General features: G+C 65.2%; 30 protein-coding genes and 2 pseudogenes. 22 read left to right on the top strand and 10 right to left on the bottom strand.

Features of this window, described 5'->3' with window-relative positions:
* Nucleotides 1–2 precede the first annotated feature (2 nt).
* Nucleotides 3–626: a ribonuclease D gene (locus tag RMO25_RS04565; protein ID WP_309661418.1), complete on the bottom strand. Its 624-nt coding sequence runs from the start codon at nt 624–626 to the stop codon at nt 3–5.
* 232 nt (nt 627–858) lie between these two features.
* Between RMO25_RS04565 and RMO25_RS04560 the strand changes: the two genes are divergently transcribed.
* Nucleotides 859–1,692 (top strand): cold-shock protein, encoded by an 834-nt coding sequence (locus tag RMO25_RS04560; protein WP_309661417.1) that lies wholly within the window; start codon nt 859–861, stop codon nt 1,690–1,692.
* A gap of 63 nt (nt 1,693–1,755) precedes the next feature.
* Here the strand turns inward: RMO25_RS04560 and RMO25_RS04555 are convergent, their stop codons facing one another.
* The 3 genes from RMO25_RS04555 to RMO25_RS04545 all read right to left on the bottom strand — a co-directional run bounded on the left by RMO25_RS04555 (nt 1,756) and on the right by RMO25_RS04545 (nt 5,016).
* Entirely contained in the window at nt 1,756–3,297 is a 1,542-nt protein-coding gene (locus tag RMO25_RS04555) for a S10 family serine carboxypeptidase-like protein (RefSeq protein WP_309661416.1), read from the bottom strand.
* Entirely contained in the window at nt 3,298–4,593 is a 1,296-nt protein-coding gene (locus RMO25_RS04550; RefSeq protein ID WP_309661415.1) for an amidohydrolase family protein, read from the bottom strand.
* Nucleotides 4,594–4,707: 114 nt separating this feature from the next.
* Nucleotides 4,708–5,016: a hypothetical protein gene (locus RMO25_RS04545; protein WP_309661414.1), complete on the bottom strand. Its 309-nt coding sequence runs from the start codon at nt 5,014–5,016 to the stop codon at nt 4,708–4,710.
* A gap of 161 nt (nt 5,017–5,177) precedes the next feature.
* On the opposite strand from RMO25_RS04545, the gene rpmG reads away from it, so the two are divergent.
* Nucleotides 5,178–5,345, top strand: a complete 168-nt coding sequence (gene rpmG, locus RMO25_RS04540; protein ID WP_309661413.1) for a 50S ribosomal protein L33 — start codon at nt 5,178–5,180, stop codon at nt 5,343–5,345.
* Between the two features lie 118 nt (nt 5,346–5,463).
* On the opposite strand, the pseudogene RMO25_RS04535 reads toward rpmG, so the two are convergent.
* Nucleotides 5,464–5,811 (bottom strand): annotated as a pseudogene (locus RMO25_RS04535) (response regulator); the annotation flags it as partial.
* A gap of 108 nt (nt 5,812–5,919) precedes the next feature.
* Between RMO25_RS04535 and RMO25_RS04530 the strand changes: the two are divergent.
* From RMO25_RS04530 to RMO25_RS04505, 6 genes are all read left to right on the top strand, one after another.
* Nucleotides 5,920–6,126: a DUF3572 family protein gene (locus RMO25_RS04530; RefSeq protein WP_405051841.1), complete on the top strand. Its 207-nt coding sequence runs from the start codon at nt 5,920–5,922 to the stop codon at nt 6,124–6,126.
* Nucleotides 6,123–6,755, top strand: a complete 633-nt coding sequence (locus tag RMO25_RS04525; protein ID WP_309661411.1) for an HAD family hydrolase — start codon at nt 6,123–6,125, stop codon at nt 6,753–6,755. The genes RMO25_RS04530 and RMO25_RS04525 overlap by 4 nt, the downstream gene beginning before the upstream one ends.
* Nucleotides 6,752–7,498 carry an SDR family NAD(P)-dependent oxidoreductase gene (locus tag RMO25_RS04520; RefSeq protein ID WP_309661410.1) on the top strand — a complete coding sequence of 249 codons (747 nt, stop codon included), beginning with the start codon at nt 6,752–6,754 and terminating at the stop codon, nt 7,496–7,498. Before RMO25_RS04525 ends, RMO25_RS04520 begins: the two co-directional genes overlap by 4 nt.
* A 155-nt stretch (nt 7,499–7,653) precedes the next feature.
* Nucleotides 7,654–8,115 (top strand): RidA family protein, encoded by a 462-nt coding sequence (locus tag RMO25_RS04515; protein ID WP_309661409.1) that lies wholly within the window; start codon nt 7,654–7,656, stop codon nt 8,113–8,115.
* Nucleotides 8,090–8,800, top strand: a complete 711-nt coding sequence (locus RMO25_RS04510; RefSeq protein WP_309661408.1) for a glycerophosphodiester phosphodiesterase family protein — start codon at nt 8,090–8,092, stop codon at nt 8,798–8,800. Before RMO25_RS04515 ends, RMO25_RS04510 begins: the two co-directional genes overlap by 26 nt.
* On the top strand, nt 8,787–9,926 hold the full coding sequence (locus RMO25_RS04505; protein WP_309661407.1) for a GNAT family N-acetyltransferase: 1,140 nt from the start codon (nt 8,787–8,789) through the stop codon (nt 9,924–9,926). Before RMO25_RS04510 ends, RMO25_RS04505 begins: the two co-directional genes overlap by 14 nt.
* Here the strand turns inward: RMO25_RS04505 and RMO25_RS04500 are convergent.
* Entirely contained in the window at nt 9,902–10,825 is a 924-nt protein-coding gene (locus RMO25_RS04500; RefSeq protein WP_309661406.1) for an isoaspartyl peptidase/L-asparaginase, read from the bottom strand. The two genes, RMO25_RS04505 and RMO25_RS04500, sit on opposite strands and share 25 nt — an antisense overlap.
* Before the next feature lie 145 nt (nt 10,826–10,970).
* Here RMO25_RS04500 and RMO25_RS04495 point away from each other — a divergent pair, with 145 nt between their 5' ends.
* From RMO25_RS04495 to RMO25_RS04470, 6 genes are read left to right on the top strand one after another with little or no spacing between them, the layout of a single operon-like run.
* Nucleotides 10,971–11,816: an SPFH domain-containing protein gene (locus tag RMO25_RS04495; RefSeq protein ID WP_309661405.1), complete on the top strand. Its 846-nt coding sequence runs from the start codon at nt 10,971–10,973 to the stop codon at nt 11,814–11,816.
* Nucleotides 11,817–11,835: 19 nt separating this feature from the next.
* Nucleotides 11,836–12,042 carry a toxin-antitoxin system HicB family antitoxin gene (locus tag RMO25_RS04490; protein WP_309661404.1) on the top strand — a complete coding sequence of 69 codons (207 nt, stop codon included), beginning with the start codon at nt 11,836–11,838 and terminating at the stop codon, nt 12,040–12,042.
* Nucleotides 12,039–12,284, top strand: a complete 246-nt coding sequence (locus RMO25_RS04485) for a hypothetical protein (RefSeq protein ID WP_309661403.1) — start codon at nt 12,039–12,041, stop codon at nt 12,282–12,284. Before RMO25_RS04490 ends, RMO25_RS04485 begins: the two co-directional genes overlap by 4 nt.
* A gap of 40 nt (nt 12,285–12,324) precedes the next feature.
* Nucleotides 12,325–13,464 carry a flavodoxin-dependent (E)-4-hydroxy-3-methylbut-2-enyl-diphosphate synthase gene (ispG, locus tag RMO25_RS04480; RefSeq protein ID WP_309661402.1) on the top strand — a complete coding sequence of 380 codons (1,140 nt, stop codon included), beginning with the start codon at nt 12,325–12,327 and terminating at the stop codon, nt 13,462–13,464.
* A gap of 33 nt (nt 13,465–13,497) precedes the next feature.
* The gene (locus tag RMO25_RS04475; RefSeq protein WP_309661401.1) at nt 13,498–13,635 is read left to right on the top strand and encodes a hypothetical protein; all 138 of its coding nucleotides are present in this window, start codon (nt 13,498–13,500) and stop codon (nt 13,633–13,635) included.
* A gap of 17 nt (nt 13,636–13,652) precedes the next feature.
* Nucleotides 13,653–14,558 carry a DMT family transporter gene (locus RMO25_RS04470; RefSeq protein ID WP_309661400.1) on the top strand — a complete coding sequence of 302 codons (906 nt, stop codon included), beginning with the start codon at nt 13,653–13,655 and terminating at the stop codon, nt 14,556–14,558.
* Here RMO25_RS04470 and RMO25_RS04465 read toward each other — a convergent pair.
* Nucleotides 14,555–15,205: a DUF1345 domain-containing protein gene (locus RMO25_RS04465; protein ID WP_309661399.1), complete on the bottom strand. Its 651-nt coding sequence runs from the start codon at nt 15,203–15,205 to the stop codon at nt 14,555–14,557. The two genes, RMO25_RS04470 and RMO25_RS04465, sit on opposite strands and share 4 nt — an antisense overlap.
* 50 nt (nt 15,206–15,255) lie before the next feature.
* Here RMO25_RS04465 and RMO25_RS04460 point away from each other — a divergent pair, with 50 nt between their 5' ends.
* Nucleotides 15,256–15,570, top strand: a complete 315-nt coding sequence (locus RMO25_RS04460; protein ID WP_309661398.1) for a multidrug efflux SMR transporter — start codon at nt 15,256–15,258, stop codon at nt 15,568–15,570.
* Here RMO25_RS04460 and RMO25_RS04455 read toward each other — a convergent pair.
* Complete coding sequence (locus tag RMO25_RS04455) at nt 15,560–17,068, bottom strand: amidase (RefSeq protein ID WP_309661397.1); 1,509 nt, start codon at nt 17,066–17,068, stop codon at nt 15,560–15,562. The two genes, RMO25_RS04460 and RMO25_RS04455, sit on opposite strands and share 11 nt — an antisense overlap.
* Here RMO25_RS04455 and RMO25_RS04450 point away from each other — a divergent pair.
* From RMO25_RS04450 to RMO25_RS04425, 6 genes and pseudogenes are all read left to right on the top strand, one after another.
* Nucleotides 16,974–19,760: a TonB-dependent receptor plug domain-containing protein gene (locus RMO25_RS04450; RefSeq protein WP_309661396.1), complete on the top strand. Its 2,787-nt coding sequence runs from the start codon at nt 16,974–16,976 to the stop codon at nt 19,758–19,760. The genes RMO25_RS04455 and RMO25_RS04450 overlap by 95 nt on opposite strands.
* A gap of 40 nt (nt 19,761–19,800) precedes the next feature.
* A complete protein-coding gene (hisS, locus tag RMO25_RS04445; RefSeq protein WP_309661395.1) occupies nt 19,801–21,039 on the top strand; it encodes a histidine--tRNA ligase in 1,239 nt (412 codons plus the stop codon).
* Nucleotides 21,036–22,121 carry a peptide chain release factor 1 gene (gene prfA, locus RMO25_RS04440; protein ID WP_309661394.1) on the top strand — a complete coding sequence of 362 codons (1,086 nt, stop codon included), beginning with the start codon at nt 21,036–21,038 and terminating at the stop codon, nt 22,119–22,121. Before hisS ends, prfA begins: the two co-directional genes overlap by 4 nt.
* Nucleotides 22,118–22,930, top strand: coding sequence for a peptide chain release factor N(5)-glutamine methyltransferase (gene prmC / locus RMO25_RS04435; protein WP_309661393.1), 813 nt, complete (start codon nt 22,118–22,120; stop codon nt 22,928–22,930). The genes prfA and prmC overlap by 4 nt, the downstream gene beginning before the upstream one ends.
* Nucleotides 22,931–23,199: 269 nt before the next feature.
* Nucleotides 23,200–23,382: pseudogene (locus RMO25_RS04430) on the top strand (DUF4167 domain-containing protein); the annotation flags it as partial.
* A gap of 162 nt (nt 23,383–23,544) precedes the next feature.
* On the top strand, nt 23,545–24,000 hold the full coding sequence (locus tag RMO25_RS04425) for a hypothetical protein (RefSeq protein WP_309661454.1): 456 nt from the start codon (nt 23,545–23,547) through the stop codon (nt 23,998–24,000).
* An 11-nt stretch (nt 24,001–24,011) separates the two neighbouring features.
* On the opposite strand, the gene RMO25_RS04420 is transcribed toward RMO25_RS04425, so the two are convergent.
* Together RMO25_RS04420 and RMO25_RS04415 are read right to left on the bottom strand one after the other, a co-directional pair.
* Nucleotides 24,012–24,389 carry an acyl-CoA thioesterase gene (locus RMO25_RS04420; protein ID WP_309661392.1) on the bottom strand — a complete coding sequence of 126 codons (378 nt, stop codon included), beginning with the start codon at nt 24,387–24,389 and terminating at the stop codon, nt 24,012–24,014.
* The gene (locus tag RMO25_RS04415; RefSeq protein WP_309661391.1) at nt 24,386–24,688 is read right to left on the bottom strand and encodes a hypothetical protein; all 303 of its coding nucleotides are present in this window, start codon (nt 24,686–24,688) and stop codon (nt 24,386–24,388) included. Before RMO25_RS04415 ends, RMO25_RS04420 begins: the two co-directional genes overlap by 4 nt.
* Nucleotides 24,689–24,791: 103 nt before the next feature.
* Here RMO25_RS04415 and RMO25_RS04410 point away from each other — a divergent pair, with 103 nt between their 5' ends.
* Complete coding sequence (locus tag RMO25_RS04410; RefSeq protein ID WP_309661390.1) at nt 24,792–25,220, top strand: CBS domain-containing protein; 429 nt, start codon at nt 24,792–24,794, stop codon at nt 25,218–25,220.
* Nucleotides 25,221–25,573 lie beyond the last annotated feature (353 nt).

The following is a 25,573-nucleotide window of genomic DNA, read 5'->3' as shown; positions in this document are numbered from 1 at the left end:
ACTCAACCGTCATGGGCGAAAATGTCCCGCTCGGACCAGCCGGCGAGGTCGAGCAGCGCCCGGTGGGGCAGGAAATCAAAACAGGCCTGGGCGAGCTCGACCCGATTCTCGCGCTGCAGCCGCTCGTCGAGCTTGTCTTTCAAGGCGTGCAGGAAACGCACGTCGCTGGCCGCATATTCGCGCTGCGCATCGTTTAGGACGGCTGCCCCCCAGTCGCTGGTCTGCTGTTGCTTGGAAATCTCGGTGCCGAGCAATTCCTTGACCAGATCCTTAAGGCCGTGACGGTCGGTATAGGTGCGGACCAGCCGCGACGCGGTCCGGGTGCAGTAAAGCGGCGCCGCCATGATCCCCAGATAGGCGCGCATCATGGCCACATCGTAGCGTGCAAAATGATACAACTTCAACCGCTTAGGGTCGCCAAGCAGCGCCTTGAGATTCGGCGCCGCATAGTCGCTGCCGATGGCAAAGCGCACCAGATGCTCGTCGCCCTTGCCGTCGGCAAGCTGGACCAGGCACAGCCGGTCACGGCCCGGCAGCAAGCCCATTGCCTCGGTATCGACGGCGATCGGTCCGTCGGCAAATGCCAGTCCGGCCGGCAGGTCCTCCTCGTGAAAATGAATGCTCATTCGATCGTCCTTAACCGTCCCTTTGACCTCGCGTTACGCGCCTCAGGCCGGCACTCTAGTCGCTGTTGCGCGGGAGTGGCCAGTCCTACTCCGATTGAGTCACTAGAGAAGCCGCCATTTTTCCTGTAAGGGCCACCGACGGTGCGTGAGCAGGACGCGCCGCGACCGGTTGCGCCTATGGGTCCAGCGCGTTGGTTTGAATGGTTTTGGGCACAAGGAAGTTTGGACGGGCATGGGTTTCGATAAAGGGCGTAAGGGCGACCGGGGCGGTCGCGGACGAGATAAGCGTGAAGGGGCTTTCGCGGAAGAGAGTTCAGGTAGTGACCGAGGCGGGTTTGCCGATCGCGGCGGCTTCAGCGGCGGACCTCCGCGCAGCTACGGCGGCGGTGGCGGTGATCGCGGTGGCGGCTACGGCGGCGGCGGCGGTGGATTCCGCGGCGGCGGCGCTGGTGGCGGTGGCGGCGGTGGTTTTCGTGGCGGCGGTGCCGGTGGTGGCGCGGGTGGCGGCATGCCTCCCCAGGTCGTTGGCGAAGGCAAAGGCGTCGTCAAATTCTTTAATCCGCAAAAAGGTTTCGGCTTCGTCGTTCGCGATGACGGTGGCGAAGATGTGTTCGTGCACATCTCCGCGGTCGAGCAGGCTGGCCTGACCGATCTGGCCGACGGCCAGCCGCTTGAATTCACGCTCGTCGACCGTGGTGGCCGCATCTCGGCGACCAACCTTCGGATCGTCGGCGAGCCGATGGAAGTCGTGCGCGGCGGCGGCGGTGGTGCCGGCGCTGGTGGTGGCGGCTATGGTGATCGTGGTGGCGGTGCTGGCGGCGATCGCGGTGGTCCGCAGCGTCAGCTAACCGGCGAAAAAGCCAGCGGCACGGTCAAGTTCTTCAATGCGATGAAAGGCTTTGGCTTCATTCAGCGCGACGATGGGCAGCCCGATGCGTTCGTGCATATCTCGGCAGTTGAACGCGCCGGCATGCCGACGCTTAACGAAGGCGACCGGCTTGAGTTCGAAATCGAAGTGGACCGTCGCGGCAAATATGCCGCGGTGAACCTTTCGCCGGCTCAGTAAGCTCGCGTCATTGCGAATGAAAATCGCCCGTCCGGCCTGTGCCGGGCGGGCGTTTTCTTTGGTCTACATCGCGCTGGCGTAGAATTCGGCGAGATCCGCCTTGAGCTGCCGCGCTGAGCCGGGGTCCGTGTACATCATATGGCCGGCCGGATAATAAACGTACCTGATGTTGCGCGCGATCGCCGGCTCGAGCGCCATGTGTCCGATCTCATAATCCGCCCCGAAGAACGGCGTCGCCAGGTCGTAGAGGCCGTTCACAGATAACAGCTTGAGCCGCGGGTTTTCGCGCATTGCGGCGGCAAGATCGACGCTGGTATCGGCGATTGGCTGGTCGCCATCGGCGGACTTGTGCTGCAAGCTCCAATCGTCGCCAATCCCGGCATAATTGTTGGGCCGATAGCTAAGCTGCGTCTTGTAGCCGAGATCGCGGAACAGATAATCGTTCAGTGCCCCAACGAAGGCGCCAGTGATCGAGCTTGCCTGCGGGTCGTAGCTGGTCCCGGCGCCGGCGGCATCAGCCTCGGTGCCGACATAGCGCGAATCGATTCGGCCGATGATTTCGTGGCGGTCGCGCAGCAGCTCGCGGCGGAAGCGGTCGTCCGACACGCGCAGGTTCGAACGCAGGATGTAATCGGCGGAAATCCCAAGGAAGTGCGCCATCCGCTGGGCAATCGACTGCTTCTCCTCGTCGCCGATCGCGCGGCCTTTTTGCAAGGCGCTGGCATAGGGCCCACTGGCGAACGCCCTGGCTTCATCGAGGAAGCTCATCAGTTCGGGCTTGGGATCGATCTTGCCGTGGTACCAGGCATTGGCGGCCTCGGTCGGGAAGAAGTTGATCAACGACTGATCGCCGGCAAAATCGGCGAAATTGAGCACCGTCGACACCAGGACGATGCCGTTCAGTTGAATGCCCTTGTCGGCCAGCCGCTTCGACAAGCCCGCCGCCCGCGTGGTCCCGTAACTTTCGCCGATGATGAATTTGGGAGAATTCCAGCGGCCGTATTTGGTCAGATAGCGTTGGATCGTGCGCGTGAACGCATCGATGTCCTTGTCCACCCCGAAGAAGTCCTTGGCCTCGGCTTTGCCGATCGGCCGCGACAGGCCGGTGGTTGGCGCGTCGATGAACACCAGGTCGCTGACGTCGAGCAGAGTGTCGGGATTGGGACCATAGCGGAATGGTGGGCCGGCCACCATTTCCGGCGTCGAGGCATCGACTTTGATGGGTCCGAACGAGCCCATATGCAGCCACATGGTCGCGGACCCTGGACCGCCGTTGAACAGGAAAGTCACCGGCCTGGGGCGCCCGCCATTGTCCACGGTGTAAGCGGTGTAGAACATGCTCGCGGTCGGCGCGCCGTCGTCATTGCGGATGGTCAAAGTGCCGGGCGTGACCGTGTAAGCCAGCGACCGGCCACGGATCGCGACGGAGCGTTTCTGCGGTTGGGCTGACTCAGTAACACTGGCAGCGGCGACATCGGGATCGGGCTTTGCAGCGTCAGCCTTGGCGTCCTTGGACGGGACGTCGCCCGCGGCCGGGGCCGGGGAATCCGCCGCAAAAGCTGCACTGGAAAGAAGTAGCGACAGGGCAATCAGGGACAACCGCATTTATTGGCCTTTCATGGGAATGGGTTTCCCCATCACCATGACATAAGCGACGTGAGTTACAGCGGACGGATCGACCAACGGGTCTCCCTCGACTGCAATCAGGTCGGCCGACTTGCCGGGATCGAGCGTCCCGGTCTCGCTTGACAGGCTGAGCAGGTCGGCGCCGCCCTTGGTCGCGGCGACCAGCGCGTCGCGTGGAGTCATGCCGCCTTTGCTGACCATGAGACCGAGTTCCTGGGCCGCCAGCGCGTGCGGCGCGACCGCCGAATCTGTGCCAAGCGCGATCTTCACTCCGCCACGATAGGCTTTGTTGAGGCCATTGCCCCACAGCCCCAGCGCCTGGCGCGCCTTGGCTTCGCTACTGGCGGTGAAGATATTTTTGCCGATGTACATATTGAGGCCGCTGAACGCCATCAGCGTGGCCGAGAAGTACGTACCGTGGGCCTTCATTTCCTTGACGCCCTCGTCGTCGATGAAGGTGCCATGCTCGATCGAATCGACCCCCGCGCGGACCGCGGCCAGAATGCCTCTCGCGCCATGCGCGTGTGCCGCGGCCTTGAGATGGAGTGAATGAGCAGTGTCGACGATCGCCTTCATTTCGGCGTCGGAGAAATGTTGCTCGAGGCCGAGCGTACCCGGATCGAGCACGCCACCGGTGGCCATGAATTTGATGACATCGACGCCCAACGCGGCGATCCGCCGCACTTCGCGCGCGCACTCGTCGGGGCCGGTGCAAACGCCAATCTGGCCACGCTGGTTGATCGCGGCCGAGAGCTCGGGGGCGAAGCCGACCGCCGCGTCGGCATGGCCGCCGATCATCGATAGCGCCGGCCCCGACATCAACACGCGCGGGCCAGGAAAGCTGCCGTCGCGGATGGCGTCGCGGGTGGCGATTCCGGCGACACCGGGACTACCGAGATCGCGGACAGTCGTGAAGCCCGCGCGGGCCATCACCAAGGCGTTCTTGAGGCCGACGGTTGCGGCATAGGCTTCGGAATATTTCGGTGTGATCGCCTGGTACCAGGGCGTGCCGCTGTCTTGCGTCAAATGGACATGGACGTCGATCAGCCCGGGCATGACCGTCTTGCCGCCCAGGTCGATCACGGTCGCGCCCGCAGGGGCTGTGGCGCCGCTTTCGATCCGCTCGATGCGGCCGTTCTCAACGATAACCGTCGATGGCCCACGCGCCGGTTGCGACGCGTCGACGATCAGCCGGCCGGCCTGGATCGCGAAGGTTTCAGCGTTGGCGGTGGTGGCGGCGAGCAGCGCGGTTGCGGCAATAAGCGTCTTGAACATGAAATTCCCCCTTGCGGTCGGAGGACCGTAGCGAGGAAGAATCTGTCTTCAAGTCTCGATCGACAGGGACAGTCACAAAGTTTGGGCGATCGGCTGGGCGCCAATCGGATGGGCTTAGTGCAGTCGCACCGCCAGCGCGGCAAGAATTGTCGTGCAATCGCGGCTCGAGCGACTGTCGAGCGCTTCGTCGATATGCTCGAGGCACGAGCGCATCGCCACCCGGTGGCCGGGCAGCAGCGCCAGCTGCGTAGTGTAACGGGCGAGGCCTTCCAGCGCGACCATGCCATGTTCGGCGGCCAGCTGGCGAATGGAGTCCATGCGCGCATGCAAGTCGAGCGGCGACAGGCGCTGCCCAAGCTGCTGGATCTCGGCGACGCGGGCGCCGATCTGGCTTCGAACGAGCGTGAGCGGATCACTGGCCATAGTCTTGCCCCTCTGCGCCCCAGAGGTGACAGGCTTAGGTTAAGGCCGCGTTACAACCGTGCGTCAACTTGACAAAAACGACCGCCGCAGCCAATGACCGCGTCGATCGAGCGGCGCCGCGCGCGGGCCGCTTTTCTTATTTTTAGTCAGTGGGACTCGTCATGGCCAAGCCGGCAACCGTCAAGATCAAGCTCGTCAGCACCGCCGACACTGGTTTCTTCTATGTGACCAAGAAGAATCCGCGCAATCAGACCGAGAAGATGGTGTTCAAAAAGTATGACCCGCGCGTGCGCAAGCATGTCGAGTTCAAGGAAACGAAGATCAAGTAGAGCCCTCTTCGCCGCCGGTTTCCCGCGGTCCTGGACCCTTAGTCCCGTCGTTCATCGAGCGATCCGAATTATCCGCCCCATCCCCTTCGATCCCGCCCGCGTCGACCAGCTGCGGCGCCAGCAGTTCTTCGACCGCGGCGACGAACTTCACCACCGAAATCGGCTTCGACACATAGGATTGCGCGCCGGCGCCGCGAATACGTTCCTCGTCGCCCGGGGCGGCGTAGGCGGTCACCGCCATGATCGGCACCTTGCCCAGCTCCTTGTCCGCGCGCAGCAGGCGAATCAGTTCCAGCCCGCTGACATGCGGCAGCTGGATGTCGGTGATCACCAGCTCCGGGCCAAAGCTCCGCGCCGCGTCGAGCGCCAAGCGGCTGTCGGTCACCGCTTGCGGCTCGTGGCCGTGCGCGGCGAGCAGATCGCAGAACAGCTTGATGTTGAGGGCATTGTCCTCGACGATCAGGATCTTGGCCAAACTACCTCCCCAGTCGCGAACATTCGCGGATCGTAAGCCATGACGGGCGCGGCGACAAATGATCCCGTGGCCTTGGCGCTGCGCGCGCTTGCTACCACCTTGGCCGACCAACGGCTGGCGGAACGGTTTCTTTCCCTGAGCGGCATCGACCCTCCCGATATGAGACAGCGGGCCGCCGATCCCGCCTTGCTGGTGGCGCTGCTCACGTTCCTCGAAGCGCACGAACCGGACCTGGTCGCGGTCGCGGCAGCAATCGGGGTCAAGCCCGAAGCCTTGGTCTCCGCTCGCCGCGGACTCGAGTCATGAGCCGCCCGCTCTTGATCACCGACTGCGACGAAGTGCTGCTGCACATGGTTGCGCACTTCGCCGACTGGCTCGACGAGGCGCACGGCATTCATTTCGATCTCGAAAGCGGCCAGTTTGACGACGCGCTGACCGATCGCCGCACCGGTGAGACCGTGCCGACCGACCAGGTGTGGCCGCTGCTTGAAGGCTTCTTTCGCGGCCAGATGCACCGCCAGACGCTGGTCCCGGGCGCGCTCGCAGCGCTGCAGAGGATCGGCGAGGCCGCCGACATCGTCATCCTGACCAACCTCGGCGACGAAGCGCACAGCTGGCGGGTCGAGCAGCTCGCCGGCCACGGTATCCGGCATGAAGTCGTTTGCAACCGTGGCGGCAAGGGCCGGCCATTGCGCGAGATTATCGACCGTTATCGGCCAACCACCACGGTGTTCGTCGACGATCTTCCGGTTCATCACGCGTCGGTCGCCAAGCATGCGCCGGACGTCTGGCGGCTGCACATGGTGGCCGAACCGCGGCTGGCGTCCGCGGTGCCGCCGGCGCCCGATGCCCATGTGCGAATCGACGCGTGGCCAGCCGCATGCCAGTGGGTCCTCGATCGATTTGACGACCGGCGATTCGAGGCACAGCCATGACCAAGACCATCCTCATCACCGGCGCGACAGCCGGGATCGGCGCCGCTTCGGCCCGTCGCTTTGCCGCCGGTGGCTGGCGCGTAATCGCGACCGGCCGCCGGGGCGATCGGCTGCGCGCTTTGGCTGATGAGCTTGGCGATGCCTGCTTGGCGCTCGAGATTGACGTTCGCGACGTGGATGCCGCCGCCCAGCTCGCCCAGCTGTCGCCGCCGTGGGGCGAGATCGACGTGCTGCTCAACAATGCCGGGCTCGCCCCGCCGATGGACGTGCTGCAGGGCGCCGCGCTCGAGCCGCTGCTAAACACTGTTCAGACCAACATCACCGGCCTTGTCGCCTTGACCCACGCGTTGCTGCCCATGCTGATCGAGCGCCAGGGCGCGGTCATCAACCTGTCGTCGGTGGCCGCGACTTACCCCTATCGCGGCGGCGCGGTGTACGGCGCCAGCAAGGCGTTCGTCCGGCAATTCTCGCTCGACCTGCGCTGCGACCTTGCCGGCACCGGGGTGCGGGTGACGGCGATTGACCCGGGCATGGCCGAAACCGAGTTCACGTTGGTCCGCACCGGCGGCGACCAACAGGCGTCCGACGAGCTCTATGCCAAGATGGACCCGATGACGGCCGATGATCTTGCCGGGACCATCTGGTGGATCGCGACTTTGCCGCCGCACCTCAACATCAACGCGATCGAATTGATGCCGGTCAGTCAGAGCTTCGCCGGCTTTGCCGTCGCCCGCGACCAATAAAACCCTCCCCCATGATGGGGGAGGGCAGGGTGGGGGTGATGGTGGCGCTGCCTCAGCTTCCTTCCGGAGACTCCACCCCTCCCCAACCCCTCCCCATCAAGGGGAGGGGCTTTTGAGGTTGACCGAAACCGAGCATCGGTGTTGAGGGCGCAGCCATGAGCATTGATCAGCGCCTTACCGAGCTTGGCATCACCCTTCCGCAACCCGCCGCGCCCGTCGCCGCTTACGTCCCCGCGGTCGAAATCGGGGGTTTGCTCCACGTCTCCGGCCAGATCAGTTTCGCCGAGGATGGCAGCCTGATCACCGGCCGGCTGGGCGAGGACGTCGATTTGGAAGGCGGCATCGCGGCGGCCCGGCGCTGCGGCGTGATGCTGTTGGCGCAAATCAAGGCGGCGCTCGGGTCGCTCGACCGGGTCGAACGGATCGTCAAGCTGGGCGTGTTCGTAAACAGTACACCGGCGTTCACCGGCCAGCCCAAAGTCGCCAACGGTGCCTCCGAATTGATGCAGCAAGTGTTCGGCGAAGCGGGCCGCCATGCCCGCAGCGCGGTCGGCGTCGCCGTCCTGCCGCTGGGTGTTGCCGTCGAGGTCGATGCAATCGTCGCCATCAAGGCCTGATCCGCTCGATCCCGGCTCCGCTGGCTTTGCCCATCGCGGCCTGCATTATGGCGCCGGCTTCCCCGAAAACAGTCTGCTCGCCTTCGCTGCCGCCGTGGAATACGGCGCCGGGATCGAGTGCGATTTGCGGCTGACGGCCGACGACCAAATCCTCGTGTTTCACGATGCCGATGCCTGGCGGATGTGCGCGAGCCCGCTGCGGATTGGCGCGTCGACCCATGGCCAGCTCGATCGGCTTCGGGTCGGCGAGGGGCCGATTCCGACCCTTCCCAGCCTGCTGGCCCTGGTCGCCGGGCGCGTCCCGCTGCTGCTCGAAGTCAAGGTCGACGGCGACCTCTGGCGCTGGATTCCGGCCCTTCGTCGGGATCTTGATGGCTATGGCGGGCGCTTTGGCGTGATGAGTTTCGATCCGCGTTTGGCGCGTCTCCTCAAGACCAACCTTCCGGCCATTCGGCGAGGGCTTGTAATTCGCCATTCCATGTCGCCGCTCAAGCGCTGGCTGGCGCTACGGCTGGCTGCGCCCGACTTTCTCGCCATCGACAAGGCCGCGCTCGGTCAGGACTGGGTCGCCCGTGGGCGTCAGCGCCTGCCGGTCTACGCCTGGGCAGTCGATACCGCCGAGCAACGGCGGACAGCCTCGGTTCACGCCGACGCCCTCATTTGGGAAGCCGATGGCCGACCGTGAAACCGAGCTGAGCGTGCGCCTCGCGCCGGGGGTCGCGGCCATCGATGCCGGCGCCTGGGACCGCCTGGCCGGGAGCGACCCGTTTCTCAGCCACGCGTTCCTGAGCGCGCTTGAAGACTCGGGCAGCGTCGGCCCCGGCACCGGCTGGACGCCGGCCCCGATCATCATCGAGGACGAAACCGGCGCGCTGGCCGCCGCCGCACCGGCCTATTTGAAGACCCACAGCCAGGGCGAATATGTGTTCGACCACGGCTGGGCCGATGCGTATCAGCGGGCCGGCGGGCAATATTATCCCAAGTTGCAGATCGCCGTGCCGTTCACGCCCGTGCCGGGTCCGCGGCTGCTTGGCCATTTCCCGCAACAATTGCTCGCCGCGGCGGAAGCAGTGACGGTGCAAAATGGCCTGTCTTCGGCCCACATCACCTTTCTCAATGACGCCGGCGCGGCCGAGTGTGATCGGCGCGGCTGGCTGATCCGCCACGGCATCCAATATCATTGGCACAACCGCGGCTATGGCAGCTTCGACGACTTCCTCGCCGCGCTGACCAGCCGCAAGCGCAAGGCGATCCGCCGCGAGCGCGCCGCCGCCCGCGACGGTTTGGAGTTCGCCGCGCTTGCCGGCAGCGCCATCGGCGCGGCCGAATGGGACGCAATGTGGGCGTTCTACCAGGACACCGGCAGCCGCAAATGGGGTCAGCCCTATCTCACCCGGGCCTTTTTCGACCGAATCGGCGAGGAGTTGGGCGACCGTCTGCTGCTATTGCTAGCTTACCGCGACGGCAGGCCGATCGCCGGCGCGCTCAACCTGGTTGGCCCCGACATCATTTATGGCCGCTACTGGGGCACCATCGAAGAAGTCCCCTTCCTCCATTTCGAGCTCAGCTATTATCAGGCGATTGAATGGGCGATTGAGCATCGCCTGTCGTCAGTCCAGGCCGGCGCGCAGGGGGAGCATAAGCTCGCTCGCGGCTATGAGCCGGTGATTTCCCGCTCGGCCCATTTCCTCGCCGATCCGGGCCTGCGCCAGGCGGTCGCAACCTACCTCGGCGGTGAGAGAGCGGCGATCGCGGCCGAGGCGGAATGGGAGCGGGCGGCGTTGCCTTATCGCGCGGCATCGTCCGGATAGACCGCGACGCGGCGGCCGCTGGCATCAGCGACGCCGCGGTACATCGCCGGGGTCGTAAAGCCCCATGCCATTTTGCCCGACGGCGCGACCGCGATCATCCCGCCCTTGCCGCCGAGCGCCTTGATGTCGGCGAGCACGGCGTCGAGCGCCTGTTGCAGCGGTTCGCCACCGATCCGCACCCGCGCCGCCACTTCGTGCGTGGCGACAGCACGGATGAAATATTCGCCCGATCCGGTCGCGGAGATGGCAGCGGCGCGGTCGTCGGCGTAGGTGCCGGCGCCGATCAAAGGCGAATCGCCAATCCGGCCCCAGCGCTTGGCGGTCAGGCCGCCGGTCGAGGTCGCCGCCGCGACATGGCCATTCATGTCGACCGCGACGGCGCCGATGGTGCCGTATTTCATCTGGTCGTCGAAGCCGCCGCCAGCCAGCAACTCCTCGAGCTGGCGCCGCCGCTCGGGAATCTCGAACCATCTGTTCTCGACCTGCTCCAAACCCGCCGTGCGGGCGAATGCATCGCCGCCGCTGTGCGACAGGAAGACATGCGGGCCGTGCTCCAGCAGGTGCCGGGCAAGACTGATCGGGGCCCGCGTCGTGCGCAACCCCGCGACCGCTCCAGCGCGGCGCGTGGCGCCGTCCATCAATGCTGCATCGAGTTCGATGTGGCCGTCGTGGGCGAGCACGCTGCCGCGCCCGGCGTTGAAGCACGGATCCTCTTCCAGTACGCGGGCCGCGGCTTCGACCGCATCAAGTGCGCTGCCTCCGCTATCGAGAATTGCCCCACCGGCGGCCATGGCCTCGTCGAGCCCGTCGAGCGCACTCGACTCTTTTTCGCGGTCCATGTCGGCGACGCCCATCGCCCCCGCGCCGCCGTGGATTACCAGTTTCCAATTGCCTGTCATGGGCGGCCCATAGCCGCACCCATCCGACGATTCCAGTTGACTCATCGTCGAGTGATATTATTATGATATCAAATTAAGGGAGGATGTTGTGGCAAAAGATGATGTGATCGCGTTGACGTCGAGCCGGGAACGACTGGCGTCGACCATGAGCGGTTTTGCAATGCTGTTCGCGCTGCTGGTGGTGATTGCCCTGCAGGTGGCGGGGGTCGTCAACCTGAGTAACCATGCGGCGGGCTGGCTACCGGTCCTGAGCGTGATTGTCGGGCCGATCCTGCTGATCCTGATCGCCCCCGGCTTTTACATGCTGCAACCCAACCAGGCGGTCGCGATTACCTTGTTCGGCGATTATCGCGGAACGGATCGAGTGACGGGATTGCGCTGGACCTGGCCGTGGATGGGCAAAAAGAAAGTCTCGGTTCGCGCCAACAATTTCATCTCTGACAAGATCAAGGTCAACGATCTGCGCGGCAACCCGATCGAGATGGCGGCGCAAATCGTCTGGCGCGTCGTCGATAGTGCGCAGGCGTTATTCGACGTCGATGATTATCAGGCATTTGTCCGCGTCCAGGTCGAAGCCGCGATCCGCACCATCGGCTCGCGCTATCCCTATGACGATTTCGAACATCAGGAGATCACGCTGCGCGGCAATCACGACCAAGTCGGGGTCGAACTGCGCGGCGAGTTGCAGGCGCGCCTCGCGGTGGCCGGCATCACGGTCGACGAATGCGGCTTCACCCACTTGGCTTACGCGCAGGAAATCGCCGGCGCGATGCTTCGCCGCCAACAGGCACAAGCGGTGGTCGCGGCGCGCAAGACGCTGGTCGAGGGCGCGGTCGGGTTGGTCGAGATGGCGCTGGCCATGCTCAGCGAGAAAAAGGTCTTCGAGCTCGACGACGATCGCCGCGCGGCGATGGTCTCGAACCTGATGGTCGTGCTGTGCGGTGAGCGCGACACTCAACCGGTGGTCAACACCGGAACGCTCTACCAGTAGGTCGATGGCGGCCAATTAAATGAACGGCGGCGCCGAGCGAAAAGTCTATCCCCTCAGGGTGGACACGGCCCTGTGGAGCGCGGTCGAACGTTGCGCCGCCGCCGACTTGCGCAGCATCAACGCCGAGGTTGAATGCCTGCTGCGCGAGGCCTTGCGCGCCCGCGGCGTCAAATTGAAGGCCGCGGTCCCGCGCAAGCGCGGCCGCCCACCCAAGGAGGCAAAATGAGCGATAATCCCGAATGGTTTGCCCCGAAGCGCTACGGTCTTGGCTCGGGCATGCCGATTGCCTGGCAGGGCTGGGTGGTGTTGGCCGCATTCTTCGCGATTACCGCTGGCGCCACCGCCGTCTTCGCCAGGCAGCCATTGATTCTTGCTTCGATCCTGGTTCCGGCAGTTGCCATCCTGTTGGTGATTACCGCCCGCACCACGCGCGGCGGCTGGCGCTGGCGCTGGGGCAAAGACGACTAGGTCTTTGATCACGGCGGGTTCCGCGCCTATATCGTGGCCCATGTCCTCAATCCGTCCCTGGCGCGATATCGTGCGGCGCAAATCGCGCCAGATCATGGTCGGCAATGTCGCCGTCGGCGGCGATGCGCCAGTCACGGTGCAGACGATGACCAATACGCCGACCAGCGACGCCAAGGCAACGATCGACCAGATCCGCCGCTGCGAGGAAGCCGGCGCCGACATTATCCGCGTGTCGTGCCCCGACGTCGAAAGCACCGCGGCATTGAAGGAGATTGTCCGCGCGGCCAACGTGCCGATCGTCGCCGACATCCACTTTCACTATAAGCGCGCGCTTGAAGCGGCCGACGCCGGCGCCGCCTGCCTGCGCATCAATCCCGGCAACATCGGTTCGGAGCAAAGGGTCAAGGAAGTCATCGCCGCTGCCCGCGCCAATGGCTGCGCGATCCGCATCGGCGTCAACGCCGGCAGCCTCGAGAAGGATTTGCTCGAGAAATACGCCGAGCCGTGCCCGGAGGCGCTGGTCGAAAGCGCGATGGACCATATCCGCATTCTCGAGGACCATGGGTTTCGCGACTATAAGGTCGCGGTCAAGGCGTCCGACCTGTTCCTGGCCGTCGCCGCTTACCAGCAGCTCGCCGACCAGGTCGATTGCCCGCTCCACCTCGGCATCACCGAAGCTGGCGGCCTCATCGGCGGCACCGTCAAATCGTCGATCGGCATGGGCGCCTTGCTGTGGGCGGGGATTGGCGACACCATCCGCGTCTCGCTCTCGGCCGAGCCCGAAGAAGAAGTCCGCGTCGGCTACGAGCTCCTCAAGAGCCTCGGCATTCGCAATCGCGGGGTACGCATCGTGTCCTGCCCGAGCTGCGCCCGTCAGGGTTTCGACGTCATCCGCACCGTCGAAGCGCTGGAGGAGCGGCTGCAGCATATCCGCACACCCATGTCGCTGTCGGTGCTGGGCTGCGTCGTCAACGGCCCCGGCGAAGCGCGCGAGACCGACATCGGCATTACCGGCGGCGGCAATGGCACCCACATGGTCTATCTGTCGGGGGTTACCGACCATCACATCCGCGACGAAGCGATGATCGACCACATCGTCCATTTGGTCGAAGCCAAAGCGGCGGAAATCGACGCTGCCGAAATGGCGGAAACAAAGCTCCACGCCGCCGAGCAGGTTTAGCTTTTTTTCACTTTCCGGGCGCACCTTGGCGCCATGACCAAGCTGTTACTGATCCTGATTCTGGGCGGCGCGTTCGCCGATCAGCTTGCAACATCGCGGTCCGATCCGCCGCTCCTGATCGACGCTTCACCAGCCCCGACCAGCACCGCATCTCTCGACGTCCCCGACTAGCCTGCTAAGCGCGGCGCGTGAACCGCGTCGCCCAACATCCGGTCCAGGCTTTCCTTGTCGCGCTCGCCGCGGTCGGCGTGCTGTCGGCGATGGACGCCGTGATGAAAGCGCTGGTGCTGGCCATCGGCCTTTATGCGGTCAGCATCTGGCGGGCGCTGGTCGGCCTGATTCTTGCCGGCACCTTCTATTTGCCGCGGCGCTTGCCGTGGCCGCGCCGCGCGACGCTCAAGATTCATGTTGGCCGCGGCGTCCTGGTGACGGTGATGGGGCTGCTGTTTTTCTGGGGCCTGGGCCGAATCCCGATGGCCCAGGCGATCGCGCTGACCTTCATCTCGCCGCTAATCGCGCTGGTGCTGGCCGCGCTGTTCCTTGGGGAGCACATCGGCCCACGCTCGATCATCGGTTCGTTCGCAGCGTTCGCCGGGGTGATCGTCATCGTCCTTGGCCAGCTCCGCGCCGAGCTTGGCCCGGGCGTGCTAGTCGGCAGCGTGGCCGTGCTCGGCTCGGCGATCTGCTACGCCGGCAACATTGTGCTCATGCGCCACCAGGCGCTGGCCGCCAAGCCGCTCGAGATCAGCTTCTTTCAGAGCCTGACCGTGACCGCGCTGCTGGTCGCTTCGGTGCCGTTTCTCGGCCCCCCGGCGTGGCCCGGGCTGCAGTGGAGCTGGGTGGTCGTCGCCGCGCTGATGTCATTTTCCGGCGTGCTGCTGTTTTCGTTTGCTTATGCCCGGGCGGAGGCGGGCTATCTTTCGGTCACCGAATATACCGGCTTCCTGTGGGCGGCCGCTTTGGGCTGGTTGGTGTTTCATGAGCCGGTGTCGCTGTACACGCTGGCGGGCGCGGTGCTGATCGTCGGCGGCTGCCTGGTGGCGGCGCGGCGCGAGCCCAGCGATGCCGCGCCCGAGATGGAAGTCGCGGCCTAGCTGCGCCCGGCGAGCAGGTTCACGGTCAGTGCGAACACCCCGACATTATAGATGAAACCGGCGACCGAATGCGCGGTCACCACCTTGCGGATGTGGGGCGAGGTTACATTGGTATCGGACACCGCCAGCGTGCAGCCGATGGTGAAAGCGAAATAGACGAAGTCGGCGAATTCGGGGTGTTTGCCGGTGCCGGGAAATTCAATCCCGGCCATGTCCTTGCCGCCGTCGTCCGAGGTGTAGAACAGATGCGCGTAATGCAGCGAATAGACCGCGTTGGCGAACACCCAGGCCATGATCAATGTGAGGATAGTCAGGCTGATATCTGCCAGGCTGGTCTTGGTGGTCATCGCCAGCTGGCTGCCGACCGCGACCAGCACGACGCTGGTCAGCGCGAAGGCGACGATCAGCAGCACACCGCGATTCGCGTCATTCTCCTCGGCCGCGAGGCGCATCTCCTTTTCCTTGTGGCGGAACAGGTTGATGCAACTCAGGACGAACACCAGCGCGGCAAAGTCGAAACCGTACATCACGCCCAGCCACCAGGGCGAAACCAGCACCGACGATCCGACGCCCAGGATCAGCATCGCGAGAAACAGCAGGAACCGCATCGGTGCGAAGCGATTGCCGATGCCTTTGCGCTTTGCCATGGCCGCGCAACCTAGTGCGCGATCCGCGCCGGTCCAGCGAAAGGTTACCGATGCCCTGGGTTTATCTGATCGTCGGTGGGCTGTTTGAAGTCGGCTTCACCACGACGCTGCGTTTCGTCGACGGCTTCCGCAACGGCCCATGGACGCTGGCCTTCCTGGTTTCGGTGGCGATCAGCATGGCGCTCCTCGAGCTTGCCGCGCGCACTATCCCGATGGGTACCGCTTATGCGGTGTGGGGCGGCATCGGCGCGATCGGAACGGTTATCGTTGGCATGCTATGGTTCGGCGAGCCGGCGTCGGTGGTTCGCGCGCTGTTGATCCTGGCAATCGTCGCCGCCATCGCCGGCTTGCGACTTACCGCCTAACCGCCGGCTTCAAAAGCGGCGCGATGTCGGGGCTTTCCTCGATCGAGCGATAGAATTTCGGCGTCGGAAATGGCCCCCGCGCCTGCTCGTAGGCATAGCCCAGCGACAGCAGCAGCGCCTCGCTCCACTTGGGGCCGATGAAGCTCAGCCCGACCGGCAGCCCCTTGACCAGGCCCATCGGCACGGTGAGGTGCGGATAGCCGGCGACGGCCGCCAGCGAGCCAGCCCCGCCGCCCGAAACCTGGTCGCCGTTGACCGCGTCGATCTTCCACGCCGGCGGCATCGTCGGCCCGACCAGCGCGTCCAGCATGTTGGCTTTCAACAGCCGGTCGATCCCATTTGGTCCAGCGGCGAGAAAACTGGTTTGGCGGGCTTTCTTATAGCCCGGATCATCGAGGCCTTTGGTCGCTTGCGCTTTGACGAATGTCTCCTGCCCGAACAGCGCCAATTCCTCGGCGGAATGGGCGGTGTTGAACGCGATCACGTCGGCCAGCGTGCGCACCGGGATCGGCGCCGGGCTGCCCGCCAGATAGGCGTTGAGGTCCGCCTTGAGCTCGGTGAGCAGCACCGTCAGTTCGTTGCCGCCGATCGCTTTGTCGTCGAATTTCTTGATCTCGACCAAAGTCGCGCCGCGTTCGCGCAGTACCGCAAGCGCGGTTTCGAGAGCGGCGTCGGTGCCGAATCCCGAGGCGAAGCGCATCACGCCGATGCGCTTGCCGCGCAACGAGCCAGCGTCGAGCGTCGCGGCATAATTCGTCTTGCGCTGGTCGGCCTCGCGCGTTGCCGGATCGGCCGGGTCGCTGCCGGCGATCACAGTCAATAGTTCGGCCGCCTCGCGGACGCTGGCCGTAATCGGCCCCGGCGTGTCCTGGCTGTGGCTGATGGGGACGACATAGGTTCGGCTGACCAGGCCGACGGTTGGCTTCAAGCCGACGATGCCGTTGATTGCCGCCGGGCAAGTGACGGACCCATCGGTTTCGGTGCCGATCGCCATGCGAACCAGGCCGGCGCCAACCGCCGCGCCGCTGCCGCTCGAAGATCCGCATGGGCTGCGATCGAGCGCGTAGGGATTGTGGGTCTGGCCGCCGACCGCGCTCCAGCCCGAAATTGAACTATTGGAACGGATGTTGGCCCATTCGCTCAAATTGGTCTTGCCGACGATGATGGCACCCGCTGCGCGCAACCGCGCCACCAAGGGCGCATCGCGATTGGTGACGTTGTTGGCCAGCGCCAGGCTGCCGGCGGTGGTCGGCACCGGGCCGGCCATTTCGATATTGTCTTTGATCACCATCGCTATCCCAGCGAGTGCCCCGCTGGTCCCCGATGCATCCAGGCGCCGCGCTTGCTCAACTGCGGTCGGATCGATCGCAATGATCGATCCCAGCTGCGGGTCAATCTGCTGAATGCGCGCGATCGCCTCCAAGGTCGCGGCCTCGGCCGGCCCCGCCGCGACCACGGGCGCGGCGGCTACCGGCTCGGACGCGGCGATGATCGGCACCGGGGCTACGGCTGCCGGCGGGGACGGCGTGGTCGAGCAGCCACCTAGCGTCGCCATCAGGCTCAAAACTGCAATCTTGTTCATCACGGGTTCCCCACCTTTGGTCGCCGGACACTGCCTAATCGACGGATCGCGGCTTGGCGACTCGTCGGCCCGGCACGGCACTTTGTCGAAGCGTGGCATGTTGTCAGCGGATGTTCACGTCCCCGCCTTCACCGCCGCGCCCATGACTAACTCAACCAAGCGCTGCATTCTCCTTGCCGGCTCCGCTTTCGTTGTCGCCGTGCCGGCTTTCGCCCAGGACACGCCGCCACCCCGGCAGTCCCCCGGAACTGCCCAGCCGGCGACGGTTGCCCCTGCATCGCAGGCCAACCCTGACGAAAGTGGCGACGAGGAAGACATCGTCGTCACCGGCCAGCGTCCGCGCGGGTCGGTGGTCGGCGACATCCCGCCCGAAAACACGCTGACCGGCCGCGACGTCCGCGCCACTGGGGCGACCAACATCACGGAACTGCTGGACGCGCTCGCCCCGCAGATCGGCAGCGCGCGTGGCCGCGGCGGCGAGCGGCCGATCCTACTCTTGAACGGACAGCGGATCTCCGGGTTTCGCGAACTTCGCGACATCCCGACCGAAGCCATTCAGCGGGTCGAGATCTTGCCCGAGGAAGTCGCCCTTAAATATGGCTACCGCGCCGACCAGCGCGTGGTGAATATCGTTCTGCGGGAACGCTTCCGCTCGACTGCAGTCCAGCTTCAGGCCGGCGCCGCGACCGAAGGCGGCGAGGTGAGCGGTCTTGCCGACGTCACCCGGATCATGCTCAGCCGCAACAGCCGGACGACGGTCAATCTCCACGCCGAAGGCAATAGCGCGCTGACCGAAAGCGAGCGCGATATCAATTCTCCCGATGCGCGGACTTTGATCGGGTCGCAGCGCGACCTGCGCGGCACGATCACCCATAATCGCAAGATTCTCGGCAACGTGTCGGCGACGATCAACGGCGAGCTCGAACATTCTGAAGGCAAGTCCCTGATCGGCTTCCCGCTCTCCGGGCCGCTCGATCCCAGAGTGCGCGATACGTCGGCCGACACGGCCCATGCCGGCGTGGCGCTCAACTGGGACAAGGACAAATGGCGCTGGTCGGCGACCAGCAATGCCGACTTGTCACGCAATCTCACCCTGAGCGATCCAAACGAGCCGCCCGCGTTTCGTGACAGCAGCCGATCCAATCGCGCTTCCGGGAATCTCGATCTCAATGCCAACGGGCCATTGTTCAAGCTTCCCGCCGGCGATGCTACCGCCACTTTCCGGGTCGGCGGCAGCACCTTGCACCAGAACAGCCGTACGCGCCGAGGCGACGTAATTACCTCCGGTTCGCTCGGTCGCACCCAAGGCCAAGCGTCGGCCAATTTCGACTTGCCAATTTCGCGCCGGGGTCGCGGTTTCAGCGCGCTCGGCAATCTGTCGCTGAACACCAACGCCGAGGTCGACCAATTGTCCGACTTCGGTACGCTGGCCCTCTTCGGTGCCGGTGCGAACTGGTCACCAAAGCCGCCGCTCAACCTGATCGCCAGCTGGACCCGCGAGGAAGGCGCGCCGTCGGTCGCGCAGCTTGGCGACCCGATCCTCGACACGCCGGGTACCCGAATATTCGAGTTCACCTCGGGGGAAACCGTGGTGGCCAACGTCACCACCGGCGGCAATCCCGATCTCCAGGCCGACCGCCGCAACGTGCTCAAGTTCGGCGCCAACTGGCGGCCCTCGACCAAGCTCGATTTGCGGCTGCGCGCCGATTACGTCCACTCGACCATCGACCGGCCGATCGCCAGCTTCCCTGGGCCGAGCGCGGCGCTCGAGGCCGCGTTCCCCGAACGCTTCGTCCGCAATGGCTCCGGCCAGCTGATCAGCGCCGACCTCCGTCCGGTCAATTTCGACAGCGCGACGCGCGACACGCTGCGCTGGGGGTTCGATTGCACCAAGCCGCTGAAATCGGCGCGACCATCGCAGGCGTTGATTGACCAGTTTCGCGCGCGTCGGGCAGCTGCCGGCGGCGCTCCGCCCGAAGGCGGGCGGCCGGACGATGGCGGCGATCGTGGCGGCGGCGGCGGATTTGGCGGCGGTGGCCGGGGCGGCTTTGGCGGTGGCGGCTTTGGTGGCAGGCGGCAGGGCGGCCGGCTGACCTTCTCTCTGACCGACACCATCACTTTCGTCGATCGAGTGACTATCCGGCCCGGCTTGCCCGAGCTTGACTATCTGCACGGGGACGCTTTCGGGTCGTCCGGCGGGCGCTCGCGCCACGAGGTAGAGGCCCAAGCGGGCTGGTCGAACAACGGTCTCGGCGCTCGGCTATCGGGCAATTGGCGCAGCGGCACCACGGTCGACAGCGCGACTGCCGGCAATCTGCATTTCTCGTCGCTGGCGACGTTCGACTTGCGATTGTTCGCCAACCTTGGCGAGCGCTTCGATTTGGTCGCCAAGCATCCTTGGTTGCGCGGCACCCAGGTCCGGCTCGAGGTTAAGAACATGTTCGATGCCAAACCTAATGTTCGCGACGCCGCCGGCCTGGTGCCGAACAGTTATCAGCCCGACCTTCTTGACCCCTTGGGCCGCACCGTCAGCGTCTCGATCCGCAAGCTGTTCTCGCCGCCGCCAAGCTTCTTCCGCCGCTCAGCGCCGCCGACCCCGGCAAGCTAAGTCTTTCCGCGCGTCGCCGAAATGTGCTTTAGCGCGGCCAATGACCACGCTGCAGCCGGTCCGGGGGACGCAAAGCCTGTTGGGAGAGGACGCCGACCGCCTGGCCGCGGTCGTGGCGGCGTTCGATCGCGTGCGCCGGCTGTTCGGCTTCAAGCGGGTCGAAGTGCCGATCATCGAGGATACGGCGGTATTCGCCCGCTCGATCGGCGAAACCACCGACATCGTCTCCAAGGAAATGTACACATTTGAGGATCGCGGCGGCGATTCGATCACGCTTCGCCCCGAATTCACCGCCGGCATCGCCCGCGCCTATCTCTCCGAAGGCTGGCAGCAGCATGCGCCGGGGACGGTCGCGACCCACGGACCCGCGGTCCGCTCCGAGCGCCCGCAGAAAGGCCGCTTCCGCCAATTCCACCAGCTCGACGCCGAGATCATCGGCGCCGCCGAGCCGCAGGCGGACGTAGAAATCCTGTGCTTCGGCGACCAACTGCTGCGCGAGCTCGGCATATCCGACGGTGTGACGCTCGAGTTGAACACGCTCGGCGATCCGCAAACGCGCGATGCTTGGCGCGCCAAGCTGGTCGAATATTTCAGCGCGCATCGTTCGGCCTTGTCCGAAGACAGCGTCGCCCGGCTCGACCGCAACCCTCTGCGAATCCTCGACAGCAAGGATCCGCGCGACCGAGCGCTGGCTGCGTCGGCCCCCGCGATCGACGATTATCTGACGCCGGAAGCGGCCGATTTCTTCGGAGCCGTCACGGCCGGGCTCGATGCTGCAGGCGTTGCCTGGACGCGCAGCCCGGGCCTTGTGCGCGGCCTCGATTACTACCGCCATACGGCATTCGAATTCGTCACCGACCGCTTGGGATCGCAGGGTACGGTCATCGCCGGCGGCCGCTACGACGGCCTGATCGAAGCCCTCGGCGGCCCACCCACCCCAGCGGTCGGCTGGGCGGCCGGCATTGAGCGGCTGGCGATGATGATCAAGGCTCCCGCGACCGAGGTCATTGATGTGGCTATCGTGGCTGAGGACAATCGCGCCAACATGTCAGCCGTCGGCGTCGTTGCGCAACTGCGCGCCAAGGGCCTGTCAGCAGAAATCTATGCGACCGGCTCACCCCGCAAAAGGCGCGATCGAGCTGTCAAAAGGGGTGCCGAGAACATTTTGACTCTCGATATCGGTGAAGACCGCATTACCATGCGCTTGAGTGGCGTTTCCCCGGCAAAAATCGAGGCCGCATTGAGGGGCTTTGTCTGGCCGGAGCCAAGCGCGGCATGACCACCATTTCGCCGGAACGGATCGCCTCGATCGAGGCGAGGAAGCATGAGCTGTCGGCGGCGATGGCGGCGGAGGATCTCGGGCGCGATGATTTCGTCCGGCTGTCCAAGGAATATGCGGCGCTTGAGCCGGTCGCCGACGCCGCCCGCGAAGTGCGCCGCCTGCGCGCCGAGCTTCAGGTGCTGACCCATCTCGCCGCCGATCAGAGCGCCGAGGCCGAGCTGCGCGAAATGGCCGAGCTTGAAGCCAGTGATATTCGCGTCCGCCTGCCCGAGGCGGAGCGGGCGCTGGCGGTGCACCTGTTGCCACGCGACGCCGCCGACGACCGCGCCGCGATGCTCGAAGTACGCGCCGGTACCGGCGGTGATGAAGCGGCTTTGTTCGCCGGTGATTTGCTGCGGATGTACCAGCGCTTCGCCGAGGAACGCGGCTGGCGCTTCGAATTGATCTCGGCCAGCCAATCCGACATCGGCGGCTATAAGGAAGCGATTGCCTCGATCGCCGGCTCGGGCGTGTTCGCCAAATTGAAATTCGAAAGCGGCGTCCATCGCGTCCAGCGCGTCCCGGCGACCGAAAGCGGCGGCCGCATCCACACTTCGGCGGCGACCGTCGCGGTGCTGCCCGAGGCCGAGGACGTCGACGTCCAGATCAATGACAACGATCTGCGGATCGACGTCTACCGCTCGTCTGGCCCCGGCGGCCAGTCGGTCAACACCACCGACAGCGCGGTCCGCATCACCCATTTGCCGACCGGTCTGGTGGTCATCCAGCAGGACGAAAAATCGCAGCACAAGAACAAGGCCAAGGCGCTCAAGGTGCTGCGCACGCGGCTTTACGAACTCGAGCGCAACCGCTTGGCCGACGAACGCGCCGGGGCGCGCAAGTCGATGGTCGGATCGGGCGATCGGTCGGAGCGCATCCGCACTTACAATTTCCCCCAAGGCCGCGTCACCGATCACCGCATCAATCTGACCCTGCACAAATTGGACGCGATCCTCGAAGGTCCGGGCCTGAGCGAATTGGTCGAAGCTTTGGTGTCGGAAGACGAAGCCGAGCGGCTCGCCGGCCTCGACGAGGTGTGACCCCGCTCGCCGACGCGGCGCAGCGGCTGGGCCAAGTGTCCGACACGCCCTTGCTCGATGCCGAACTGCTGCTCGCGCACGCGCTTGGCGTCGACCGCAAGCAGCTGCTGCTGAAACCGCCCGCCGACGTTCCGGCTGAATTCGAAGCCTTGCTGGCGCGGCGTCTGGCTGGCGAACCAATCGCCTACATCCTCGGCACGCGCGCCTTCTGGTCGATCGACCTGGACGTCGGTCCGGGCGTGCTCATCCCGCGCCCCGACAGCGAGACGCTGATGGATGCCGCGGTCGCGCATTTTCGCGACACACCGGGTCCCAGGCGCATCCTCGATCTCGGCACCGGCTCGGGCGCGCTGTTGCTCGCCGCGCTGGATCAGTGGCGACAAGCCACCGGCCTCGGCATCGACAGCTCGCCCGCCGCACTCGCCATTGCGCAGCGCAATGCCGAACGGCTCGCCATGGCCAACCGTGCCGAATTCCGCCACGGCGACTGGGCCGCCGGCATGACCGAGCGCTTCGACCTGATCCTGTGCAACCCGCCTTACGTCGCCACATCCGCCACGCTCGGCCCGGGGGTCGCCGAGTATGAGCCGCACACGGCCTTGTTCGCTGGCGACGACGGCCTCGATGCACTGCGCCGGCTGGCCCCGCAATTGCCACCGCTGCTCGGCGCTGGCGGGCTCGCGGCGGTCGAGATTGGTTACGACCAGTCGGACGCCGCCGCTGCCCTGCTGGCGAACGGCGGACTTTCGGCGAACCTGGCACGCGATCTCGCCGGCCGGCCCCGCGCTATTCTGCTAACGGCTTGCTAACCTGTGTTTGATAACATGCGCTTGAACGAAATCGCTTGGCATTCATCCAATGCGGCACTACATCGTTGGACAGGGTCGGGCCCGCTCCACCATTAACGATTGAGCGCAGCCCGTCTCCACCCCCGACGCATTTCGGCCGTTCGCTTGGCGCATTTAGCGCAGACCGGAACGAAAGGGTCAGAGCCGCGCCCGATCCTGCTTTAGGAGAAGGTCGCCGCCCTGCCCGCCAGAAGCGAAAGGGATAGCTTCTACTTTGAGGGAAGTAGCATTTGATCAATAATCGACAACAGGGTGGTCGCCGTCGCGGCCGCGGAGGCCAACGGCCCCAGAATCTCGGTGGACGGCCAGACGGCAATCGTCAGGACAATCGCCAGCGTGGCAACGCCGCCCAGCTCCTGGAAAAATACAAGAGCATGGCCCGCGATGCGCAGCTTGCGGGTGATCGCGTCCAGACCGAATATTATCTGCAGTTCGCGGATCATTATTACCGCATTCTCGGTGAAAGCCGCGCCCGTTTTGATGAGCAGCGCCGGGCCCGCGGCGAAGACGTCGATGATGCTGACAACGGCTCGTCTTATAACGAGCCTGGTTTTCAGCCTGGCGACGACGATCAGATGGATGCCGGCGACGATCAGGGATCCCAGGATGATGGCGGCGACGATGATCGCCCGCAGCGCAACGATCGCTACGAACGCGACCGGCCGCAGCCGCGCGAATCGCGCGACCGCTATGAGGGTCCAGACCGCAATGAGCGCCCTGAGCGCGACGCCCGTCCGGAGCGCAGCGAGCGCCCGGAGCGTAACGACCGGCCCCAGGCTGCCGAGCGCAATCCGCGCCGTCCGCGCTATGCGCGCGACGATCGCAATGGCGAAGAGGCCGCCGACCGCGGTGGCAATGCGCCGCTCGCCGCCAGCCCCGAAAGCATCGCCTTCGACGCGCTGCCGCCGGCGATCGGCCGCGTTGACGCTGTCGAGCCGGACAACCCAGAGGACGCTCCGCGCCCTAAGCGCCGCGCGGTTCGCAAGCCGCGCGCCACCGGTGGTGATACCGACGCCGCTCCGGCGGGCTAGTCCTTAAGGAATTACTCCGGGTCCACCGGCCGTGGCCGGTTCTGGTCGTCCAGCGCAACGAAGGTGAACAGGCCCTCGGTGACCTTGATCTCGGTGGCGCCGCGGTCGCGGTTGGCGATGACTTCGATCCGCACGCCCATCGACGTCCGCCCGACCCGCTCGACGGTGGCGAACACCGAAATCAGGTCGCGCAGGTGAATCGGGGCGAGGAATTCCATCCGCTCGATCGCCACCGTCGCGACCGATCCGTTGGCGCGGTACGAGGCGACGATACCCGCGGCGATGTCCATCTGGGAGAGCACCCAGCCGCCGAAGATGTGGCCGTTGGCGTTAATGTCGCCCGGCCCCGGCACGACGCGCAGGACCGGCACCCGTTCAAGACTGCTCATAGGTCATCCTCATGTGTGGGCCTTGCCGCGGCATCGTCGTGCCCGCTCGCTGAACTCAGGAACATCAGGCTCATCAGTCCCGTCGCCAGCAGCACAGTCAGCCCGACGCCAAGCGCCGTGGCGATCAACATATGGATGTGCATACCGCTGTCGCCGCGCGCCACCAGCAAGACGGCGATGGCGGCGATGACGATCGAGAAAAGCGCCAGCCACGCCATGATCTTGCGGAAGCGGCGGAGCAACGACAGGTTGGGATTAGGGTTGAGGTTAGGGCTGGGGACCGGGTCGGGGCTGGGCATGGCTCCCTTTGGCCGCGCCCAATTCGACTAGCAACCCTGCGGGATTATCAAGGCCAGCCGCAGCGCCTATCAAGGTTCGGTTCCGACTCAGCGGGAGGCTTCCATGACCATCGCGGCAATCCTATCATCCAAGGGCAGCGAGGTTGCGACGATCGGCGCCGAGGATCGGGTCAGTGCCGCGGTTGAGACGCTCGGCCAGCGCCGCATCGGTGCGCTGCCGGTGGTCGAGGATGGCCGCATTGTTGGCATAATGTCCGAACGCGATGTCATTTATTGCCTGCGCGATCATGGCGCCGAAGCGCTCGGCTGGCCGGTGTCGCGGGTGATGAGCGCACCGGCGATCACCGCCGATCCGACGACCCCAGTGATGTCCGCCTTGGGGCTGATGACGCAGCGCCGGATCCGCCATTTACCCGTGATGGAAGGCGGTCGGATCATCGGCATCGTCTCGATCGGCGACCTGGTGAAATATCGCATGGACCGCATCGAAGCCGAAGCGGATGCGATGCGCAGCTATATTCAGAGCGCTTGAGGCGAGACCCCAAACTGGCCGGAATCAGCGGCTTACGCCCTTGAATCGGCAAGTTTCCGCCCTATCTTGGCCTCAGCGAAGGCGTGCCGGCGTGTCCGGATCTCGCGCTGTGTGAGGCGGCCCGGGCGAGAAATCGCACCAAGGCGGTTGACGCAACCGGGGTCGGCCCATATAGGCAGCCCCAGCAAGCAGAGGCGGCCCCAACGGGGACGGCCTTTGTTCGCGCTTCTACTTTGTCGGTACAACCGATGCCCGGAGCGATTCGAACCGGGGCTGGATGCGTGTCGGCTCTTTGACATTGTTGGTTTTGATGAAGGGACATGTGGGCGGCGGCCCGGTCTCCTGGAACCTCC

The organism is Sphingomonas sp. (assembly GCF_031361285.1).
In the GTDB taxonomy this organism is placed as follows: domain Bacteria; phylum Pseudomonadota; class Alphaproteobacteria; order Sphingomonadales; family Sphingomonadaceae; genus Sphingomicrobium.
The sequence above is the reverse complement of the archived record's forward strand: the minus strand, read 5'-3'. Positions and strand labels throughout refer to the sequence as shown.

Bases quoted from the DNA above. Each gene is read 5' to 3' on its own strand.
- RMO25_RS04420 (WP_309661392.1), bottom strand. From the start codon at position 24,389: ATGAGCAGTCTTGAACGGGTGCCGGTCCTGCGCGTCGTGCCGGGGCCG.
- RMO25_RS04510 (WP_309661408.1), top strand. From the start codon at position 8,090: ATGCAATCGTCGCCATCAAGGCCTGATCCGCTCGATCCCGGCTCCGCT.
- RMO25_RS04525 (WP_309661411.1), top strand. From the start codon at position 6,123: ATGAGCCGCCCGCTCTTGATCACCGACTGCGACGAAGTGCTGCTGCAC.
- RMO25_RS04505 (WP_309661407.1), top strand. From the start codon at position 8,787: ATGGCCGACCGTGAAACCGAGCTGAGCGTGCGCCTCGCGCCGGGGGTC.
- hisS (WP_309661395.1), top strand. From the start codon at position 19,801: ATGACCACGCTGCAGCCGGTCCGGGGGACGCAAAGCCTGTTGGGAGAG.
- RMO25_RS04560 (WP_309661417.1), top strand. From the start codon at position 859: ATGGGTTTCGATAAAGGGCGTAAGGGCGACCGGGGCGGTCGCGGACGA.
- RMO25_RS04475 (WP_309661401.1), top strand. From the start codon at position 13,498: ATGACCAAGCTGTTACTGATCCTGATTCTGGGCGGCGCGTTCGCCGAT.
- RMO25_RS04490 (WP_309661404.1), top strand. From the start codon at position 11,836: ATGAACGGCGGCGCCGAGCGAAAAGTCTATCCCCTCAGGGTGGACACG.
- RMO25_RS04415 (WP_309661391.1), bottom strand. From the start codon at position 24,688: ATGCCCAGCCCCGACCCGGTCCCCAGCCCTAACCTCAACCCTAATCCC.
- RMO25_RS04410 (WP_309661390.1), top strand. From the start codon at position 24,792: ATGACCATCGCGGCAATCCTATCATCCAAGGGCAGCGAGGTTGCGACG.
- RMO25_RS04495 (WP_309661405.1), top strand. From the start codon at position 10,971: ATGAGCGGTTTTGCAATGCTGTTCGCGCTGCTGGTGGTGATTGCCCTG.
- RMO25_RS04500 (WP_309661406.1), bottom strand. From the start codon at position 10,825: ATGACAGGCAATTGGAAACTGGTAATCCACGGCGGCGCGGGGGCGATG.
- RMO25_RS04545 (WP_309661414.1), bottom strand. From the start codon at position 5,016: ATGGCCAGTGATCCGCTCACGCTCGTTCGAAGCCAGATCGGCGCCCGC.
- RMO25_RS04565 (WP_309661418.1), bottom strand. From the start codon at position 626: ATGAGCATTCATTTTCACGAGGAGGACCTGCCGGCCGGACTGGCATTT.
- RMO25_RS04515 (WP_309661409.1), top strand. From the start codon at position 7,654: ATGAGCATTGATCAGCGCCTTACCGAGCTTGGCATCACCCTTCCGCAA.
- RMO25_RS04425 (WP_309661454.1), top strand. From the start codon at position 23,545: ATGGATGCCGGCGACGATCAGGGATCCCAGGATGATGGCGGCGACGAT.
- RMO25_RS04520 (WP_309661410.1), top strand. From the start codon at position 6,752: ATGACCAAGACCATCCTCATCACCGGCGCGACAGCCGGGATCGGCGCC.
- RMO25_RS04460 (WP_309661398.1), top strand. From the start codon at position 15,256: ATGCCCTGGGTTTATCTGATCGTCGGTGGGCTGTTTGAAGTCGGCTTC.
- RMO25_RS04555 (WP_309661416.1), bottom strand. From the start codon at position 3,297: ATGCGGTTGTCCCTGATTGCCCTGTCGCTACTTCTTTCCAGTGCAGCT.
- rpmG (WP_309661413.1), top strand. From the start codon at position 5,178: ATGGCCAAGCCGGCAACCGTCAAGATCAAGCTCGTCAGCACCGCCGAC.
- RMO25_RS04550 (WP_309661415.1), bottom strand. From the start codon at position 4,593: ATGTTCAAGACGCTTATTGCCGCAACCGCGCTGCTCGCCGCCACCACC.
- ispG (WP_309661402.1), top strand. From the start codon at position 12,325: ATGTCCTCAATCCGTCCCTGGCGCGATATCGTGCGGCGCAAATCGCGC.
- RMO25_RS04465 (WP_309661399.1), bottom strand. From the start codon at position 15,205: ATGGCAAAGCGCAAAGGCATCGGCAATCGCTTCGCACCGATGCGGTTC.
- RMO25_RS04450 (WP_309661396.1), top strand. From the start codon at position 16,974: ATGCGCGCGATCGCCTCCAAGGTCGCGGCCTCGGCCGGCCCCGCCGCG.
- prfA (WP_309661394.1), top strand. From the start codon at position 21,036: ATGACCACCATTTCGCCGGAACGGATCGCCTCGATCGAGGCGAGGAAG.
- RMO25_RS04485 (WP_309661403.1), top strand. From the start codon at position 12,039: ATGAGCGATAATCCCGAATGGTTTGCCCCGAAGCGCTACGGTCTTGGC.